This is a genomic window from Streptomyces corchorusii (assembly GCF_001514055.1).
Taxonomy (GTDB): domain Bacteria; phylum Actinomycetota; class Actinomycetes; order Streptomycetales; family Streptomycetaceae; genus Streptomyces; species Streptomyces olivaceoviridis.
In genome coordinates this window covers 145,019-161,023 of record NZ_KQ948360.1, presented here as the reverse complement: position 1 = coordinate 161,023, position 16,005 = coordinate 145,019, and the positions used below count along the sequence as shown (strand labels likewise).

15 protein-coding genes and 1 pseudogene are annotated in these 16,005 nt (G+C 73.7%); 8 read left to right on the top strand and 8 right to left on the bottom strand.

The window, feature by feature from the left end:
• Position 1 precedes the first annotated feature (1 nt).
• Both AQJ11_RS26250 and AQJ11_RS26245 read right to left on the bottom strand, forming a co-directional pair.
• Positions 2–178, bottom strand: a complete 177-nt coding sequence (locus AQJ11_RS26250; RefSeq protein WP_059264592.1) for a DUF397 domain-containing protein — start codon at positions 176–178, stop codon at positions 2–4.
• Entirely contained in the window at positions 175–1,041 is an 867-nt protein-coding gene (locus AQJ11_RS26245) for a helix-turn-helix domain-containing protein (protein WP_059264591.1), read from the bottom strand. Before AQJ11_RS26245 ends, AQJ11_RS26250 begins: the two co-directional genes overlap by 4 nt.
• 93 nt (positions 1,042–1,134) lie before the next feature.
• On the opposite strand from AQJ11_RS26245, the pseudogene AQJ11_RS46280 reads away from it, so the two are divergent.
• Positions 1,135–1,542, top strand: a pseudogene (locus tag AQJ11_RS46280) (ATP-binding protein); the annotation flags it as partial.
• Between the two features lie 8 nt (positions 1,543–1,550).
• On the opposite strand, the gene AQJ11_RS26240 reads toward AQJ11_RS46280, so the two are convergent.
• Positions 1,551–2,477, bottom strand: a complete 927-nt coding sequence (locus tag AQJ11_RS26240) for a DUF3027 domain-containing protein (protein ID WP_014673391.1) — start codon at positions 2,475–2,477, stop codon at positions 1,551–1,553.
• A gap of 267 nt (positions 2,478–2,744) precedes the next feature.
• Between AQJ11_RS26240 and AQJ11_RS26235 the strand changes: the two genes are divergently transcribed.
• From AQJ11_RS26235 to AQJ11_RS26220, 4 genes are all read left to right on the top strand, one after another.
• Positions 2,745–4,142 carry an MFS transporter gene (locus AQJ11_RS26235; RefSeq protein ID WP_237280864.1) on the top strand — a complete coding sequence of 466 codons (1,398 nt, stop codon included), beginning with the start codon at positions 2,745–2,747 and terminating at the stop codon, positions 4,140–4,142.
• A 95-nt stretch (positions 4,143–4,237) separates the two neighbouring features.
• Positions 4,238–4,735, top strand: coding sequence for a DUF2771 family protein (locus AQJ11_RS26230; protein WP_059264590.1), 498 nt, complete (start codon positions 4,238–4,240; stop codon positions 4,733–4,735).
• Positions 4,708–5,460 carry a futalosine hydrolase gene (locus AQJ11_RS26225; RefSeq protein ID WP_208616617.1) on the top strand — a complete coding sequence of 251 codons (753 nt, stop codon included), beginning with the start codon at positions 4,708–4,710 and terminating at the stop codon, positions 5,458–5,460. Before AQJ11_RS26230 ends, AQJ11_RS26225 begins: the two co-directional genes overlap by 28 nt.
• A complete protein-coding gene (locus tag AQJ11_RS26220; RefSeq protein WP_014673395.1) occupies positions 5,450–6,298 on the top strand; it encodes a 1,4-dihydroxy-6-naphtoate synthase in 849 nt (282 codons plus the stop codon). Before AQJ11_RS26225 ends, AQJ11_RS26220 begins: the two co-directional genes overlap by 11 nt.
• A gap of 25 nt (positions 6,299–6,323) precedes the next feature.
• On the opposite strand, the gene AQJ11_RS52145 is transcribed toward AQJ11_RS26220, so the two are convergent.
• Entirely contained in the window at positions 6,324–6,707 is a 384-nt protein-coding gene (locus AQJ11_RS52145; RefSeq protein ID WP_014673396.1) for a cold-shock protein, read from the bottom strand.
• A gap of 165 nt (positions 6,708–6,872) precedes the next feature.
• On the opposite strand from AQJ11_RS52145, the gene AQJ11_RS26210 reads away from it, so the two are divergent.
• Positions 6,873–7,136, top strand: coding sequence for a hypothetical protein (locus AQJ11_RS26210; protein WP_030989395.1), 264 nt, complete (start codon positions 6,873–6,875; stop codon positions 7,134–7,136).
• On the opposite strand, the gene AQJ11_RS26205 is transcribed toward AQJ11_RS26210, so the two are convergent.
• Positions 7,100–7,744, bottom strand: coding sequence for an HAD family hydrolase (locus AQJ11_RS26205; protein WP_058080958.1), 645 nt, complete (start codon positions 7,742–7,744; stop codon positions 7,100–7,102). The genes AQJ11_RS26210 and AQJ11_RS26205 overlap by 37 nt on opposite strands.
• 199 nt (positions 7,745–7,943) lie before the next feature.
• On the bottom strand, positions 7,944–8,933 hold the full coding sequence (locus AQJ11_RS26200; protein WP_014673398.1) for a hypothetical protein: 990 nt from the start codon (positions 8,931–8,933) through the stop codon (positions 7,944–7,946).
• A gap of 97 nt (positions 8,934–9,030) precedes the next feature.
• Here AQJ11_RS26200 and AQJ11_RS26195 point away from each other — a divergent pair, with 97 nt between their 5' ends.
• Positions 9,031–11,589, top strand: coding sequence for a helicase C-terminal domain-containing protein (locus AQJ11_RS26195; RefSeq protein WP_059264589.1), 2,559 nt, complete (start codon positions 9,031–9,033; stop codon positions 11,587–11,589).
• A gap of 33 nt (positions 11,590–11,622) precedes the next feature.
• On the opposite strand, the gene AQJ11_RS26190 is transcribed toward AQJ11_RS26195, so the two are convergent.
• Positions 11,623–12,162, bottom strand: a complete 540-nt coding sequence (locus AQJ11_RS26190) for a hypothetical protein (protein ID WP_059264588.1) — start codon at positions 12,160–12,162, stop codon at positions 11,623–11,625.
• A 177-nt stretch (positions 12,163–12,339) separates the two neighbouring features.
• On the opposite strand from AQJ11_RS26190, the gene AQJ11_RS26185 reads away from it, so the two are divergent.
• Entirely contained in the window at positions 12,340–13,983 is a 1,644-nt protein-coding gene (locus AQJ11_RS26185; RefSeq protein ID WP_041665952.1) for a DNA repair helicase XPB, read from the top strand.
• A 4-nt stretch (positions 13,984–13,987) separates the two neighbouring features.
• Here AQJ11_RS26185 and AQJ11_RS26180 read toward each other — a convergent pair whose 3' ends face one another.
• Positions 13,988–16,003 carry a flavin monoamine oxidase family protein gene (locus AQJ11_RS26180; protein WP_059264587.1) on the bottom strand — a complete coding sequence of 672 codons (2,016 nt, stop codon included), beginning with the start codon at positions 16,001–16,003 and terminating at the stop codon, positions 13,988–13,990.
• Positions 16,004–16,005: the final 2 nt, after the last annotated feature.

The following is a 16,005-nucleotide window of genomic DNA, read 5'->3' as shown; positions in this document are numbered from 1 at the left end:
TTCAGCGCCGGGCGGCGTAGGAGACGAACTCCGTCCAGGTGGAGGGGGCGACGGTGAGGAGGGGGCCGTTGTCCTGCTTGGAGTCGCGGATGTGGATGGTGGCGGGGGTCATCGCAACCTCTACGCAGGAGTCGCCATCAGGACCACTGCTGTAACTGCTCTTGAACCAGCGGATCATGTCTCTCCCAGCACGTGCTCGATGAGGGCCAGCGACTCCCCAGGGGGGAGAGCCTGCGCCCGGATGGTGCCATACCGCAGCTCAAGGACGCGCAGCTCCCGCAGGTTCGAGACGGGACGGCCGCTGAATGCGCCGTCGGACCGGCCAACAGCTGTGCCGTCCTCGAACTTGAGCAACTCGATCCTCCCGCTCATGCCGGGGTGCGGCGGGCTGTCCAGCGGCATCACTTGAAGCGTGATGTTGCTCAACCGCCCGATTTCCAGCAGGCGTTCGAACTGCTGTCGCCGCACCATTGTGCCCCCAACCTTGCGGCGCAGAGTCGCCTCTTCCAGGACGAAGCTCAGGGAAGGAGCGGGGGACCTCTCGAAGATGGACTGCCGAGCCACACGAGCGGATACCCGCCGCTCCAGGTCCTTCGGCGCATAGGCGGGCTGCCAGCACTCCAGAAGGGCACGGGCGTACTCGGGAGTCTGTAACAAGCCGTGGATGTTGCTGGTCTCGTACACCCCGATTTCCACCGCCTTCGCCTCCCTCTCCGCCAGCGCCCGAACCTTCTTCGGGTACCGGACCTTCTCCACGTCCTCCTTCATCGCCGCGAGCAACCCACCCGCGTCCAGGACCTTGTCCGCCTTGTCGAGGTACTCCGGCCTCGGAATCCGCTTGCCCGACTCGACCTTGTAGACCATGTCCTCGCTGTAGCCCACGGCCCTGGCGAAGTCGGCGGCGCGCATGCCCACCGCTTCCCGGCGCAGCCTCAGCTGGCGGCCGACGGTCGCGATGACGGCGACGCCCCACTCGTCGTCCGGCTCGACCTCCCAGCCCGGCTCCTCTTCCTCACTCACACCGCACCCCCTTCTCGACATGCCCGGACACCACCGGACACGCGCTGGACAGTGACCCTACGCAACCGCGTCGTCACTGTTCAGAGTTAGCAGGCACGCCCCACTCTGGGTGATGTGAACCAGGAAATCTCCACCCACATCTCCACCCCCGTCCCGAACTTCACCGCGCGGCTCTCCCCCACGCCCCGCGGGGCCCGTCTCGCCCGGCTGCTCGCCAGGGAGCAACTGCGGTCCTGGGGGCTGCCGTTGGACCCGGCGGAGCTGATCGTGGCCGAGCTCGCCGCCAACGCGGCCGGTCACGGCCGGGTGGCCGGCCGGGACTTCCGGCTGACGTTGTACGCCGTCGGGGACACGCTCCGTATCGAGGTGACCGACACGCGCGGTGACCTGCTGCCCGAACTCGGCCGTCCGGAACCGGACTCGGTCGGCGGGCGGGGGCTGCTCCTGGTGGAGGCGCTGGCGGAGCGCTGGGGTACGGCGCACGGGCCCGCGCCGCGCAAGACGGTGTGGGCCGAGGTGCGCGTGAAGGGTCAGGAGTGGCCGAGTTCCGCCGTCTCGTCGTCGCCGGTCTCCGGGACCGAGCCGGAGTCGCGGGCCGGGCGGAGCGGGAAGGGGTCGACCCGGGTCTCGTCGACGACCGGCGAGGCGGGCTGCGGGGGCTTCGGCATGACCGCGGCCTCCGAGTGGCCGCCGCAGCCGTAGGCGAGGGAGACCACGCGGCCGTCGGCCGGGGAGAACTCGTTGGCGCAGACGCCGAAGGCCTGGCCGAGGGAGCCGCCGATGGGCGAGAGGAAGCCGCAGCTCATGCAGGTGGCGGGGGCTGCCTGGGCCATGGCCGTCTTGGGGCCGAAGGCCTCTTCCCAGCGGTCGGCGGCGCTGTGGAGGCCGTAGCGGGACAGGACGCGGGCGCGGCGCATGCCGAGTTCCTCGGCGACGGACGCGATGGAGCCGCGGGAGGGCACCGTCGGCTGGGCGGCGGGGGCGCCCGGCGTGACGTCGGCGTCCTCGGCCTCCGCCAGTTCCTGCATCTCCTCGGAGACCACCGAGTTCGGCGGCGGCTCCTCCTCGCCCGTGTAGCCGGGCTCCAGGCGCAGGTCGTCCTGGTCGGTGGGGAGCAGGTCGCCGGGGCCGAGGTCGCCGGGGCGCAGGCGCTCGCTCCACGGGACCCACTCGGGGGCGAGGAGGGCGTCGGGGCCGGGGAGGAGGACGACCTCGTCGAGCGTGACGACCTTGGCGCGGGAGGCGCGGGCCACCGTCACCGCCCAGCGCCAGCCGCGGTAGCCCAGCTCCTTGCACTCGAAGAAGTGCGTGACCACACGGTCGCCCTCCGACACCAGGCCGGCGTGCTCGCCGACCACGCCGGGCGCGGCGGCCTCCTCGGCGGCGGTGCGGGCGAGGTCGACGGCCTCGGCGCACAGGCGGTCGGGGGTGCGGCTTCGCGTGGTCGCTGCGCTCACAGGTATCGCTTCTCTCCTACGCCGTCTCGTCGAGTGCGGCTGCCTCCGGCGGTTTCGCCGACGGAGCGGACCTGGGGACCGCATCGACGTCTGCATCCGCGCGCCTGGGCGCACCTCTGCCATCCATTCTGCGTTATGGCTGAGATAGGCACGCTACACCGGACGAGATTCGTGCATATTCCCACCCGCCCCTCTGCCTGCGCCGACCGGGGTCGTGAGCCGCCACACCCGTCGGATCCGCACTATCCGGCGGTATCTCGGGGCACTATGAACGTCGTGGCAGCCGCGGACAGGGCGAATGGTCGGGGCGGTTCGGGCCGGGTGGGTGGTGCCGTCCGCTCGGTCGGCCGTGCCCTGCACTTCCCGGTGACCGGTACGGCGCGGGGCATCCGCAGGGTCACGCACGCGCACGGCGCGGGCGAGTCGGGTCTGGGCAAGCTGATCGAACTGCACGCGGTGAACGGCGCGGGGGACGTGATGGTCACCGTGGCGCTCGCGTCCACGGTGTTCTTCTCGGTGCCGACCGACGAGGCGCGCGGCCGGGTCGCCCTCTACCTCGCGATCACCATGGCGCCCTTCACGGTCCTGGCGCCCGTCATCGGCCCCCTGCTGGACCGGCTGCCGCACGGGCGGCGGGCCGCGATGGCCGCGGCGATGCTGGCGCGGGCGCTGCTCTCGCTGATCATCTCGGGGGCGGTGGCGAGCGGCAGTCTGGAGCTGTACCCGGCGGCGCTGGGCGTGCTGGTGGCCTCCAAGGCGTACGGGGTGGTCCGCAGCGCGGTCGTGCCACGGCTGCTGCCGCCGCGGTTCTCGCTCGTGAAGGCCAACTCCCGGGTGACGCTCGCCGGGCTGCTGGCCACCGGTGCCGCCGCGCCGGTCGCGGCGGGGCTGCACGCCCTCGGCGATCCGTGGCCGCTCTACGGCGCCTTCGTGATCTTCGTCGCCGGTACGTTCCTGTCGTTCTCCCTGCCGCCCAAGGTGGACTCGGCCAAGGGCGAGGACGTGGCGCTGCTCGCGGCCGACGAGCAGCATCTGCACGGGCCGCGCCGGGGGCAGGCCAAGCGGCCGGGGCTGCGGACGGTCGGGCCGGCCGTCACGCACGCACTCGGGGCCAACGCCGCCCTGCGCTGTCTGTCCGGCTTCCTGATCTTCTTCCTCGCCTTCCTGCTGCGCGAGCACCCGCTGACCGGGGAGAGCGCGGCGGTGTCGCTGGGGATAGTGGGCGTCGCGGCCGGCGCGGGCAACGCCCTCGGTACCGCCGTGGGGGCCTGGCTCCGCTCCCGGGCGCCGGAGATCATCATCGTGACCGTGGTCGCGGTGGTGCTCGGTACGGCGGTCGTCGCCGCCCTCTTCTTCGGCGCGTTCCTGGTGGCCTGCCTGGCCGCGGTCGCCGGGTTCGCGCAGGCGCTGGCCAAGCTGGCGCTGGACGCGCTGATCCAGCGGGACGTGCCCGAGCTGGTGCGCACCTCGGCGTTCGCCCGCTCCGAGACGCTGCTCCAGATGGCGTGGGTGTTCGGCGGCGCGGTCGGCATCGTGATGCCGCTCAACGGCACGGTGGGGCTGCTGGTCGGTGCCGCGTTCGTGGCCGCCGGCTGGCTGAGCACGCTCAAGGGGCTGCTCGCCTCGGCCCGGCACGGCGGCCGGGCGTCGACCCGGGTGGCGTGAGGGGCGTGGGGGGCGCGGGCACGCGTGGCGTAACGAACCGGGCACGCCGTACCCCACGTGGGCGGACGGCTCGGGGCGCCCGATAGCCTTCGGCCATGACCACGCTGCCCCGCGGCGAAGCCGCTGATGTACACCGCGTTGCGCGACGCCGCCGCGTCGTCGCCGCCGCCGGCGCCGTTTCCGCCGGACTGCTCGTCCTGTCGGCCTGCGACAAGCCGACGCCCGTCGCGACGATCACCGTCGGCGGGCACTCGGTCAACTCCGAGGCCGTCTGCTACAACGACGGCAAGGCGCTGAACGAGACGTCGCTGAAGGAGTGCGTCAAGAACGCCGACGACATCAAGTCGATCAAGGTCGGTCAGGACGAGACCGTCCGCATCGGCGTCGACCCGAAGATCGCCGACGCGGGCTGGATCGTGCTGGTCAACGGCCGCCAGTTCAGCGACTCCAGCAAGGAGACGTACCGCACGATCCCGAGCAGCGCGTTCTTCAACGTCCAGTACGGCACCCAGGGCAACACCAACACCCTGTCGATCCGGATGGGCGAGAACACGAACAAGGGCATGTGGTCCTTCAAGCTGAAGAAGGCCTGATCACGACGTCTCTTCCGGTTCCGGTCCTGGTCGCCACCGCGGTCCCCGTCGAGCGGGACGCGGTGGCCCGGGCGTTGCCCGCGACGGCCGAGGAGGTACGGCTGCCGGGCGCGTCGCTGGTCCGCACGGCCGCGGGCTGGGACCTGCTCGCCGCCGGCGTCGGCCCGGCGCTCGCCGCCGCCACGACCGCCGGCGCCCTCACCGCCGCCGCGCTGGCCGGCCGCCCCTACGCCCTGGTCGTCTCGGCCGGGATCGGCGGCGGCTTCCCGCCCGGCGCGCCCGTCGGCTCGCTCGTCGTCGCGGACGCGATCACCGTCGCCGACCTGGGCGCCGAGACCGCCGACGGCTTCCTTCCGGTCACCGAACTCGGATTCGGGACCGTCACCCATCGCCCGCCGGAATCACTCGTACGAGTCGTGTCCGAGGCCACCGGTGCCCGCACCGGCACGATCCTGACCGTCTCCACGGTGACCGGCACGGCCGCCCGCGCCGCCGCCCTGAGCGCCCGGCACCCCGGCGCGCTCGCCGAGGGCATGGAGGGGTTCGGGGTGGCGGAGGCCGCCGCCGCGCACGGTGTGCCCGTGCTGGAGATCCGCGCGGTCTCCAACCCGGTGGGGCCCCGCGACCGCGCCGCCTGGCGCATCGGGGACGCCCTCGCCGCCCTCACCGAGGGCTTCGGGAAGCTCGCGCCCGCATTGGAGAGTTGGAACGCACATGACCGCTGAAGCGCTGGAGATCGCGTACTCCCCCTGCCCGAACGACACCTTCGTCTTCGACGCCCTCGCCCACGGCCGCGTCCCCGGCGCCCCCGCGCTGGACGTGACCTTCGCCGACATCGACATCACCAACGGCATGGCCGAGCGCGGCGAGTTCGACGTGCTGAAGGTGTCGTACGCCGTCCTGCCGTACGTCCTCGGCGAGTACGCGCTGCTGCCGTGCGGCGGTGCGCTGGGCCGGGGCTGCGGACCGCTGGTGCTCACCCGGGAGGCGGAGGCCGACTTGACGGGCCGTACGGTCGCGGTGCCCAGTGAGAAGTCGACCGCGTACCTGCTGTTCCGGCTGTGGGCCGCCGATACGCTGCCCGGCGGGGTGGGCGAGATCGTGGTCATGCCGTTCCACGAGATCATGCCGGCCGTGCGGGACGGCAAGGTGGACGCGGGCCTGGTCATCCACGAGGCCCGCTTCACCTACCAGAACTACGGGCTGCACAAGCTCGCCGACATGGGCGAGCACTGGGAGCGCACCACCGGGCTGCCGATCCCGCTGGGCGCGATCATCGCCAAGCGGTCGCTGGGCGCCGAGCGGCTCGGCCGGCTCGCCGACGCCGTCCGGGCCTCCGTACGGGCCGCCTGGGACGACCCGGAGGTCTCGCGGCCGTACGTCATGGAGCACGCCCAGGAGATGGACCCGGCCGTCGCCGACCAGCACATCGGGCTGTACGTCAACGAGTTCACGGCCGACCTCGGCGAGGACGGCTACGCGGCGATCCGGGGACTGCTCACACGCGCGGCGGCCGAAGGGCTGGTGCCGCCCCTCGGCCCCGATGCGCTCGCTTTCCCGTAATACGGGCCGGCCCCGCGGATACGGCTCAGACGTCCAGCTGGTCGGCGACCGCGCGGAGCAGGCCGGCGATCTTCTTGCCGGAGGCCTTGTCCGGGTAACGGCCCTTCTCCAGCATCGGTGTGATGTTCTCAAGAAGGGTCGTCAAATCCTGCACGATCGACGCCAGCTCGTCCGGCTTCTTGCGCTGGGCGGCGGCGACGGACGGCGTCGGGTCGAGCACGATCACCGAAAGCGCCTGGTCACCGCGCTGACCGGCGACGACACCGAACTCCACGCGCTGTCCCGGCTTGAGCGCATCGACTCCGGCGGGGAGAACCGAGGAATGGACGAAGACGTCACCGCCGTCGTCGCGGGAGAGAAAGCCGAAGCCCTTCTCGCTGTTGAACCACTTGACCTTGCCGGTAGGCACGTCTGTCCTCGTCCTCGTACTCGTCGGGAAAACTACTTCGGAAACGGCTCTTGATAGCACTAGAGCGGGTCGACCACGACCCGCCGGTACCAAGGCTAATGGTCTTGGGGCGGGTGACAAGACGTCCCCCGGTTGTTCTCTCGCGCAGGGAACTACCCTGGTCCGGTGCGTGACAAAACCCAAACGAATTCCGCCGCGCCCGGTGACCGACTGATCCGCGCCGGTGCCGTCGTCTTCTTCCTCGGGGCCGTGGCCACCCTCGTCACAGTGGCTCCGCTGTTCCTCGGGGCGAAGCCATTTCCGACCTACATGTTCGGATTGAGCATGCTCATGGCCGTCGGATTCCTCGTGGCCGGCGCGGGTGTCCTGCGCTCCGTCGCCGCCGGACGGCGTCAGGCGAGGGGTGCGGCGCCGGGCGCCTCGCGGTAGCCGCCGAGCCACGCGGGGAACGCGGACAGGTCCGGCAGGACGACGTCCGCGCCGGCCGCGCGCAACTCGTCGGCCGGGCACGGGCCGGTCGCCACGGCGACCGAAAACGCACCCGCCGCACGGGCGCCGCGGACGTCCCCGACGTGATCGCCGACGTACACGCCCGCGCCGTACTCGCGCAGCGCCGCCGCCTTCTGCTCGGCCCACAGGTCGCCGACGACCACGTCCGGCTCGATGCCGAGGTGGGCCAGGTGCAGCTTGGCGTTCGGCTCGTACTTCGCCGTCACCACCATCGTGCGTCCGCCGGCCGCCCGCACCGCGTCGACCGCCTCCCGGGCGCCGTCCATGGCGGGCGTCGCGGCGATGGCTATGGACGGGTACATCTCCCGGTACAGGTCGGCCACCGCCGGCACCTCGTCGGCCGGGAACCAGTGGATCAGCTCCTCCGCGAGCGGCGGGCCCAGCCGGGTCACCGCCAGGTCGGCGTCGATGAACGTACCCGTGCGCTCCGCCAGGGCCAGGTAGCAGGCACGGATGCCCGGGCGGGAGTCGATGAGGGTCATGTCGAGGTCGAAACCGACGGTCAGCGAGGAGGCCATGCGGGCCATTGTGCCGGGTGCCTCCGGCGGTTCGGCCGGGTGGGGCGGGGGGTAAGGGTTGTCAGTCGGGTGCGGGTGCGTGAGGGCTGGTCGCGCAGTTCCTCGCGCCCCTGAGGTGGGCAAGCGGCAGCCAAGTCAGGGGCGCGGGGAACTGCGCGACCAGCCACGACGAGCCCGCGGCCTGACACCGACCGCTACCGCCCCGCCGCTACCCCTTCCGCTGGGAGCGCCAGAGGAGGAACAACGCCGAGGCGAGCGCCGCGCCCCTGACCACCCAGGGCCAGGTGGCGCTCACCGCGTCGTTCATGTGGCCCTCGGCGATCGGATCGCCCCAGCGGCCCTCGTTGCGGCCCCACAGCCACACCAGCCCCGCCGCGACCGCCGTGCCCGGCAGCACCATCACCGCCCACTTGGTCTCCGCGGGCGTCAGCCGCCGGGAGCCGTAGGCGATGGCCCAGCCGAGGAGCAGCGCGAACCAGTTGCCGAGCACGGCACCGGCGACGAGCGCGGCGGCGGCCAGCAGCAGGAGGGGGTTGGACCAGCCGGCGGAGGGGACGGGGAGGGGGAGGCGGCGGCGTTTGGCGGGCGCTGCCTCCGGCGCGGCCTCGGCGGGCTCCGCCACCGGCTCGGCCTTCTCGGCGGGAGCCTCCTGCGGGGGCCGTTTGAGCAGTTCCGGGATCTCCACGCCGCCGACGAACCCCGGCACCGGGTCGGTGTCCCCGAGGGGGCCCGCGGTGCCGACGCGCCACCAGTCGGGCGGTGCCGTGGCGTCCCCCAGTTCGTGCGCGGGCGCGAGGTGCGGCGGGGCCGGCGTGTCGCGCGCGGCGGGCGGCTCCGGCTCGGCGGGGCGCGGGCGCGGCACGACCCGGCGCAGGCCCTTCGGCCGCTCCCGCCCGGCCGGCTCCGGCGCCCGCTCCCGGGGGGAGGGCTGCGCCGGTACGGCGGTGGGCGGGGCCTGCGGGAGGCCGCCGGTGCCGCCCGCCGCCGCGACCACCTCGTCCGGGGTGCCCAGGCGGTCCAGGATGCGGCGGACCGCGGCGGGCGAGTCCACCGTCGCCTGCGCCCGGTGCCGGTCGATCTCGTTCCGCAGCTCCGACACGAGCCGCATCCGCGTCGCCGACGGCAGCTGGCGCTGCTGGGCGATGTCTCCGACGCGGCTCAGATACTCGTAGACGACCTGGTCGCTCTCGATCCCCACGCGACCCCTCCGGGGTGACGCCGACTGATACTCCGTGAGGACCGTACCGCTTCTCGCGGATGCCCCAGGCATATGGAAGTCCGCTACCGTTGGCCGGATGAGCCCCGAGGCCCACTCAGCCCCTCGGTCCCTCGCGGAGGCGCTCCGCGCGCGGGACGACGCCTCCCTGGCCGCGCTGCTGCGCAGCCGCCCCGACCTCATCACCCCCGTCCCCACCGACCTCACCCAGCTCGCCACCCGCGCCGGCACCCGTGCCTCGGTGCTGCGCGCCCTGGAGCGGCTGGACCGGTTCGCGCTGCAGACGGCGGAGGCGCTGGCCGTGGCCCCGGACCCGGCGTCGTACGACACGCTGCTCGGTCTGATGGCCGGGGACGCCGGCGACGAGACGGTCGCCCGCGCGCTGCCCCGGGCCGTCGCCACCCTGCGCGAGCAGGCGCTGGTGTGGGGCGACGACGAGCGGCTGCGGCTGGTGCGGACCGCCCGCGAGCTGCTCGCGCCGTCCCCGCAGCACCCCTCCCCGACCGGGCTGGGGCCGACCGTGCAGGAGGCCACCTCGGGCATGTCGCCGGGGCGGATCCAGGAGATCGTGACGACGGCCGGGCTGCCGTCCACCCATGACTCGGTGACCGCCGTGGCCGCGCTGACCGGACTGTTCACCCACCGCAGGAAGATGGCGAAGCTGCTCGCCGGGGCCCCCGAGGCGGCCCGCGAGGTGCTGTCCCGGCTGGTGTGGGGGCCGCCCTACGGGCAGGTCACCGCCGATCCGGCGGCGCACCTGCGCTGGCTGCTGGACCGCGGTCTGCTGCTGCCGACGGCGCCCGGCACGGTCGTGCTGCCCCGCGAGGTCGCCCTGCACCTGCGCGAGGGCCGCGCCCACCGTGCGCCCGAGCCGCTGCCGCCCGCCGTGGCGCCGGCCGCGACCCACAGCCCGCAGGTGGTGGACGCGACGGCGGCCGGGCAGGCGTACACCGCGCTGGCCACCGTGGAGGAGCTGCTGAAGGACTGGGACGAGGGCGGGCCCGCGGTGCTGCGGGCGGGCGGGCTGAGCGTCCGCGACCTGAAGCGGACGGCCGTGGCGCTGGACGTGTCGGAGCCGGTCGCCGCCTTCTGGGCCGAGCTGGCCTACGCGGCCGGCCTGATCGCCTCCGACGGCGAGGCCGACGAGCGGTACGCGGCCACTCCGGCCTACGACGAGTGGCTGGAGCTGCCCCCGGCCGAGCGCTGGGCCCGGCTCGCCCGCGCCTGGCTGGCGGCCACCCGTACGCCGGGGCTGGTCGGCGGGCGGGACACGAAGGACCGCACGCTGTCGGCGCTCGGTCCGGGCCTCGACCGCTCCGCCGCGCCCGAGGTACGGCACCGGGTGCTGTCCCTGCTGGCCGCGCTGCCGCAGGGCGCGGCGCCGGACGCGGAGTCGGTGCTGGCCCGGCTGCGCTGGGAGCGGCCCCTGCGGGGCGCCCAGCGCGACGGTGCCCGGGACGACGACCTGCGGTCCCGGCTCGCCCGCTGGACCCTGTCGGAGGCGGAACTGCTGGGGGTGACGGGCCGGGGCGCGCTGTCGTCCCAGGGGCGCGCGCTGCTGGGCGCACCGGCTGCCCCCGGCGCGCCTGCCACCCCGGGCGCCGACTCCGCCGAGCCCACCGGGCCCGGTGACAAGCTGCCGGTGCACCACCACCGGGCCCCCGAGCGGCTCGCACCCCTCTCCCCCGCCGAGCAGGGTGTCGCCGCCGCCGCCGCTGCCCGGCTGCTCGCACCGCTGCTGCCCGAGCCACTGGACCACGTGCTGCTCCAGGCCGACCTGACGGCGGTGGCGCCCGGCCCGCTGCGGCGCCCGCTCGCGGACATGCTGGGGGTGCTCGCGGACGTGGAGTCCAAGGGCGGCGCGACCGTGTACCGGTTCACACCGGCGTCCGTCCGCCGTGCCCTGGACGCCGGCCGGACCGCGGCCGACCTGCACGCCTTCCTCGCCGAGCACTCCCGCACCCCGGTCCCCCAGCCGCTCGCCTACCTGATCGACGACGTGGCCCGCAGACACGGCCACCTGCGGGTCGGCGCGGCCTCGGCGTACGTCCGCTGCGACGACGACGCCCTGCTGAACGAGATCCTCGCCGACAAGCGCGCCGCCGCCCTGCGCCTGCGCCGCCTCGCGCCGACCGTGCTGGCCGCCCCGGCCGACCCGGCGACCCTGCTGGAGGGGCTGCGCGCGATGGGGTACGCGCCCGCCGCCGAGTCCGCCGAGGGCGATGTCCTGATCACCCGGGCGCACGCCCACCGCACTCCGCCGCGCACCGCGCCCGAGCCGGTGCCGGACGGGCCGCCGCCGCCCGACGCCACGCTGCTCACGGCGGCGATCCGCGCGATCCGGGCCGGTGACCTGGCCGCCACCACCCCGCGCAAGCCCGTCGGCGAGCCCCTGGCGGGCGGCGAGCTGCCCCGCACCTCCGCCGCCGAGACCCTGGCCACCATGCAGGCGGCCGTCCTGACCGGCGACTCGGTGTGGATCGGCTACGTCAACGCCGAGGGCGCCGCCAGCCAGCGGGTCATCGCCCCGATCCGGGTCGAGGGCGGCTTCGTGACGGCGTACGACCACACGGCGGACGAGGTGCGGACGTTCCCGCTGCACCGGATCACCGGGGTCGCGGAGCTGGCGGACGACTGAGACCGGCCGGGTGACCGGATCTGGCAGTCCCCGCTAGCACTCCCCGACCGGCGCGTCCGCGGGCAGGCCGAAGTGGGCGCGGGCGGCGCTCTCCAGGGTGTCGGACGGGATCGTGCCGTCCAGGGCGGCCCGGGCGAAGGAGCCGAAGTGGGCCTCGGTCCAGTCCTCGTTCCCGGCGCCGTCCGGCGGTGCCTCGCGCGAGAGCACCCGGTACCCGCCCTGCGGGTCCCGCTCCAGCCGCACCACCTGCGGACCCCGGCCGCCGCCGCACTCCACCAGGCCGCCGCCGCGCACCCCGTACTCCAGGCACAGCGCGTCGACGCCCGCGCTCACCTCGCCGCCGCGCTCCGTCACGTCGAGCGCCTCGGCCCGGCAGAACCAGCGCGTGCGCAGCCCCGGCACGTCCTCGCCGTAGCCGGTGCCCCGGCTCTCCGCCGCGAGCCGGGCCTCGATGACCGGCCGTATCTCGTCCCACAGCCCCGTGTCGACGGTTCCGGGCCGCATCGCCCAGGTGCCGGTGGCCACCAGGACCACCACGGCTCCGGTGCCGACGGCCCACCTGCGTGCCGACATCCCTGAACTCCTCACCCGGCCGCGCGCCCGCGCCGCCTTGTCGTGGGTCAGGACTCGCGGCGGGGCGAGGGGGTTGCCCCCGGCGTCCGGCGCCGCCGCCGATCTTGCGGCCGTGGAGCCCCCCGGCCGGATGAGGCACACTGGACGTTTGGCCGTCATGGAAAGGGTGTGCCGCGCGTGAATGGTCCGCTGATCGTCCAGTCCGACAAGACCCTGCTCCTGGAAGTCGACCACGAGCGGGCCGACGACTGCCGGCGGGCCATCGCGCCCTTCGCCGAGCTGGAGCGGGCACCCGAGCACATCCACACCTACCGGGTCACCCCGCTGGGCCTGTGGAACGCGCGCGCCGCCGGGCACGACGCCGAGCAGGTCGTGGACGCCCTGGTGCAGTACAGCCGCTACCCCGTGCCGCACGCGCTGCTCGTGGACATCGCCGAGACGATGGACCGCTACGGCCGCCTCACCCTGACCAAGCACCCCGCGCACGGGCTCGTCCTGACCACCACCGACCGGCCGGTGTTGGAGGAGGTGCTGAAGTCCAAGCGGATCGCCCCGCTGGTCGGCGCCCGGCTCGACCCGGACACCGTGGCCGTGCACCCCTCCGAGCGCGGGCAGATCAAGCAGACGCTGCTGAAGCTGGGCTGGCCGGCCGAGGACCTCGCCGGGTACGTCGACGGTGAGGCGCACCCGATCGAGCTGCTGGAGGACGGCTGGACGCTGCGCCCGTACCAGAAGCAGGCCGTGGAGAACTTCTGGCACGGCGGCAGCGGGGTCGTCGTGCTGCCCTGCGGCGCCGGGAAGACGCTGGTCGGGGCCGGGTCCATGGCCCAGGCGAAGTCGACCACGCTGATCCTCGTCACCAACACCGTCTCCGCCCGGCAGTGGAAGCACGAGCTGGTGAAGCGGACCTCGCTGACCGAGGACGAGATCGGCGAGTACAGCGGGACGAGGAAGGAGATCCGGCCCGTCACCATCGCGACCTACCAGGTGCTGACGACCAAGCGGAAGGGCGTCTACCCGCACCTGGAGCTGTTCGACTCCCGGGACTGGGGCCTGATCGTCTACGACGAGGTGCACCTGCTGCCCGCGCCCGTCTTCAAGTTCACCGCCGATCTCCAGGCGCGGCGGCGGCTCGGGCTCACGGCCACCCTCGTGCGCGAGGACGGCCGCGAGTCGGACGTGTTCTCCCTCATCGGGCCCAAGCGGTTCGACGCGCCCTGGAAGGAGATCGAGGCGCAGGGCTACATCGCGCCCGCCGACTGCGTCGAGGTCCGGGTCAACCTGACCGACTCCGAGCGGCTGGCCTACGCGACGGCCGAGACGGAGGAGAAGTACCGGTTCTGCGCCACGACGGAGACCAAGCGGAAGGTCACCGAGGCGATCGTCCGCCGGTTCGCCGGGCAGCAGATCCTCGTCATCGGGCAGTACATCGACCAGCTCGACGAGCTGGGCGAGCACCTGAACGCCCCGGTGATCAAGGGCGAGACCTCCAACGCGCAGCGCGAGAAGCTCTTCGACGCGTTCCGCGAGGGCGAGATCAGCGTGCTGGTGGTGTCGAAGGTCGCCAACTTCTCCATCGACCTGCCCGAGGCCACGGTCGCCATCCAGGTGTCCGGCACCTTCGGCTCCCGGCAGGAGGAGGCCCAGCGGCTCGGCCGGGTGCTGCGCCCCAAGGCCGACGGCCACCAGGCCCACTTCTACTCGGTCGTCGCCCGCGACACCATCGACCAGGACTTCGCCGCCCACCGGCAGCGCTTCCTGGCCGAGCAGGGGTACGCCTACCGGATCGTGGACGCGGACGAGATCCTGGCCGAGAGCTGATCCGTCAGGCCGTGTGGACCTCCAGGGCGGCGCGCACGGCCGATTCCAGCGCGCCCTCGATCCACGCCGGTTTGACGGAGGTGTGGTCGCCCGCGAAGTGCAGCGGCCCCTCGGGCTTCGGAATGGACGGGAGCAGTTCCGTGTGCTGGCCGGGCAGGAGCACGGACGCCTCGCCGTAGGCGTAGGGGTCGCGCAGCCAGCTCTGGGTGCGGCCCGCGCCGGTGTAGAAGACCTCGATCCGCTGGCCGTAGACCTCCTGGAGGCCGCACAGGGCGTGCGGGTAGCGGGCGTCCTCGTCCAGGGAGTCCCAGCGCAGGGCGTCGTCCGCCCAGCTGTAGGAGGCCAGGACCACCCCGCCGGCGCTGCCGGGGACGGGGTGGGACGGGTGGTACATGAAGCGGTTGGCGTTGTCCGACACCGAGCCGCCGCCGATGACGTGGGCCGCCGCCGGCTGGTCGCGGGCGACGGCGCGGTTGGCGGCGTAGTGCACGCGCTGGCCGGGGGTGATGTGTCCGCGCGGCACGGAGGGGTGCGCGCCGAGCAGACGGCCGTCCCCGGGCGTCCGTCCGGTGCGGTAGGCGTCGTACAGGCCGGGGTCGACGCGGCCCAGCTCCCGCTTCCAGTCGGCCTCGTCGAACTCCCACCAGCGGCGGCTGAACTCCAGCAGCACCTTGGTCGCGCAGTCGTAGTGCAGTTCGGTGATCGCGCGGCGCTTGGTGTACGACATCAGCGGGCTGATCTGCACGTGCCGCAGGCCGGAGAAGGGCACGGTCACCACGGCCGCGTCCGCGGTGAACTGCTCCCGCACGACCGGGCCCCCGCGCCCCTCGGAGACGGTGTCCACCCACACGTGCGGCCCCTTGGCGTGGACGTGCGCCGTGTCGCCGGCGCGGCCGGGGCCGTAGTACTCGATCCGGGTGACCCGCCGGTCGAACCGCACGGTGTCGCGGACCTTGGCCAGCAGGGCGTCCGGCAGGACGGCCGTGCCGCCCTCCAGCTCCCAGAACGCCGTGTCCGGGCTGATCAGGGAGGAGCCGATGAAGCTGTGGACGAAGGACAGGGGCAGCCGTGAGGTGAGGTTCTCGACGGTGCCGATGAGGTCGACCGTCCGCTCGTCCAGGCCCGCGTGCTCGGTCAGGAAGCGGAACATCGACCAGTCGCCGAAGCGCTGGATCACCCTGGCCCAGCCCCGCACCCGTTCGGGCAGCGGCTTGTCGACGCGCTTGCCGTCCGGGCCGACCGTGCTGAACTCGTCGCGCACCGGGTCGAGGACCGAGCGCAGGATGGCGGCGGCCGGTGTGTCCCAGTGGGCGCGCGGGACGCCGAAGGAGCGGTTGACGCGCCGGGGTGCGCGGGCGTAGTCGGCGCGCCGCACCCGGATGCCGTTGACGTGGATCCAGGTGTGGGCGGCGGGGCGTCCGTCCGCGTCGACGTCGACGTAGTAGAACGGCCGCTTCTTCAGGCCCAGTTGGCCGATGAGGTCCATCACCAGCGGGTGGCTGCCGGGCAGCCGCATCGCGCCGGCCTCGGCGTACTGGCGGGGGTCGGCGAAGGGCTGCGCCGCCTTCTCGTGGCCGCCGCGGCGGAAGGTCTTGATGCGTCCGCCCGCCCGGTTGCCGTTGGCCTCCAGGACGGTCACGCGGTGTCCCGCCCGCTTCAGCAGCCAGGCCGTGACGAGGCCGGCCGGGCCGGCTCCGATGACGAGGACGCTCTTGGGCCCGCCCGCCCGCCGTCGTGGGAGACCGTCCTTGAGCACCCGCTGGTAGCCGGGGACGAGGGGACGGTCGCCGGAGTCCACGACGAGCAGGGCCCGTGCGGCGGCGAGGCAGCGGTCGAAGTCCGGGCCACGCGCGCTGGTGGGGGCCGCCGGGGCGGGGGCCCGAGGGGGTGCCTGAGAGGGCAGGGCCGCCGCGCTGCCCGCCCCGAGGACGGTGGCCGCGGCGGTCGTGCCGGCGGCGGTGGTGAGCGTACGCCTGGTCAGGCCGCCGTTGCCGGCGTCCGCCTGGTGATCTTCGGTCATGG

Coding starts and splice junctions, on each gene's coding strand:
- AQJ11_RS26250 (WP_059264592.1), bottom strand. CDS start 178: ATGATCCGCTGGTTCAAGAGCAGTTACAGCAGTGGTCCTGATGGCGAC.
- AQJ11_RS26245 (WP_059264591.1), bottom strand. CDS start 1,041: ATGTCGAGAAGGGGGTGCGGTGTGAGTGAGGAAGAGGAGCCGGGCTGG.
- AQJ11_RS26235 (WP_237280864.1), top strand. CDS start 2,745: ATGAACGTCGTGGCAGCCGCGGACAGGGCGAATGGTCGGGGCGGTTCG.
- AQJ11_RS26230 (WP_059264590.1), top strand. CDS start 4,238: ATGACCACGCTGCCCCGCGGCGAAGCCGCTGATGTACACCGCGTTGCG.
- AQJ11_RS26220 (WP_014673395.1), top strand. CDS start 5,450: ATGACCGCTGAAGCGCTGGAGATCGCGTACTCCCCCTGCCCGAACGAC.
- AQJ11_RS26205 (WP_058080958.1), bottom strand. CDS start 7,744: ATGGCCCGCATGGCCTCCTCGCTGACCGTCGGTTTCGACCTCGACATG.
- AQJ11_RS26195 (WP_059264589.1), top strand. CDS start 9,031: ATGAGCCCCGAGGCCCACTCAGCCCCTCGGTCCCTCGCGGAGGCGCTC.
- AQJ11_RS26190 (WP_059264588.1), bottom strand. CDS start 12,162: ATGTCGGCACGCAGGTGGGCCGTCGGCACCGGAGCCGTGGTGGTCCTG.
- AQJ11_RS26180 (WP_059264587.1), bottom strand. CDS start 16,003: ATGACCGAAGATCACCAGGCGGACGCCGGCAACGGCGGCCTGACCAGG.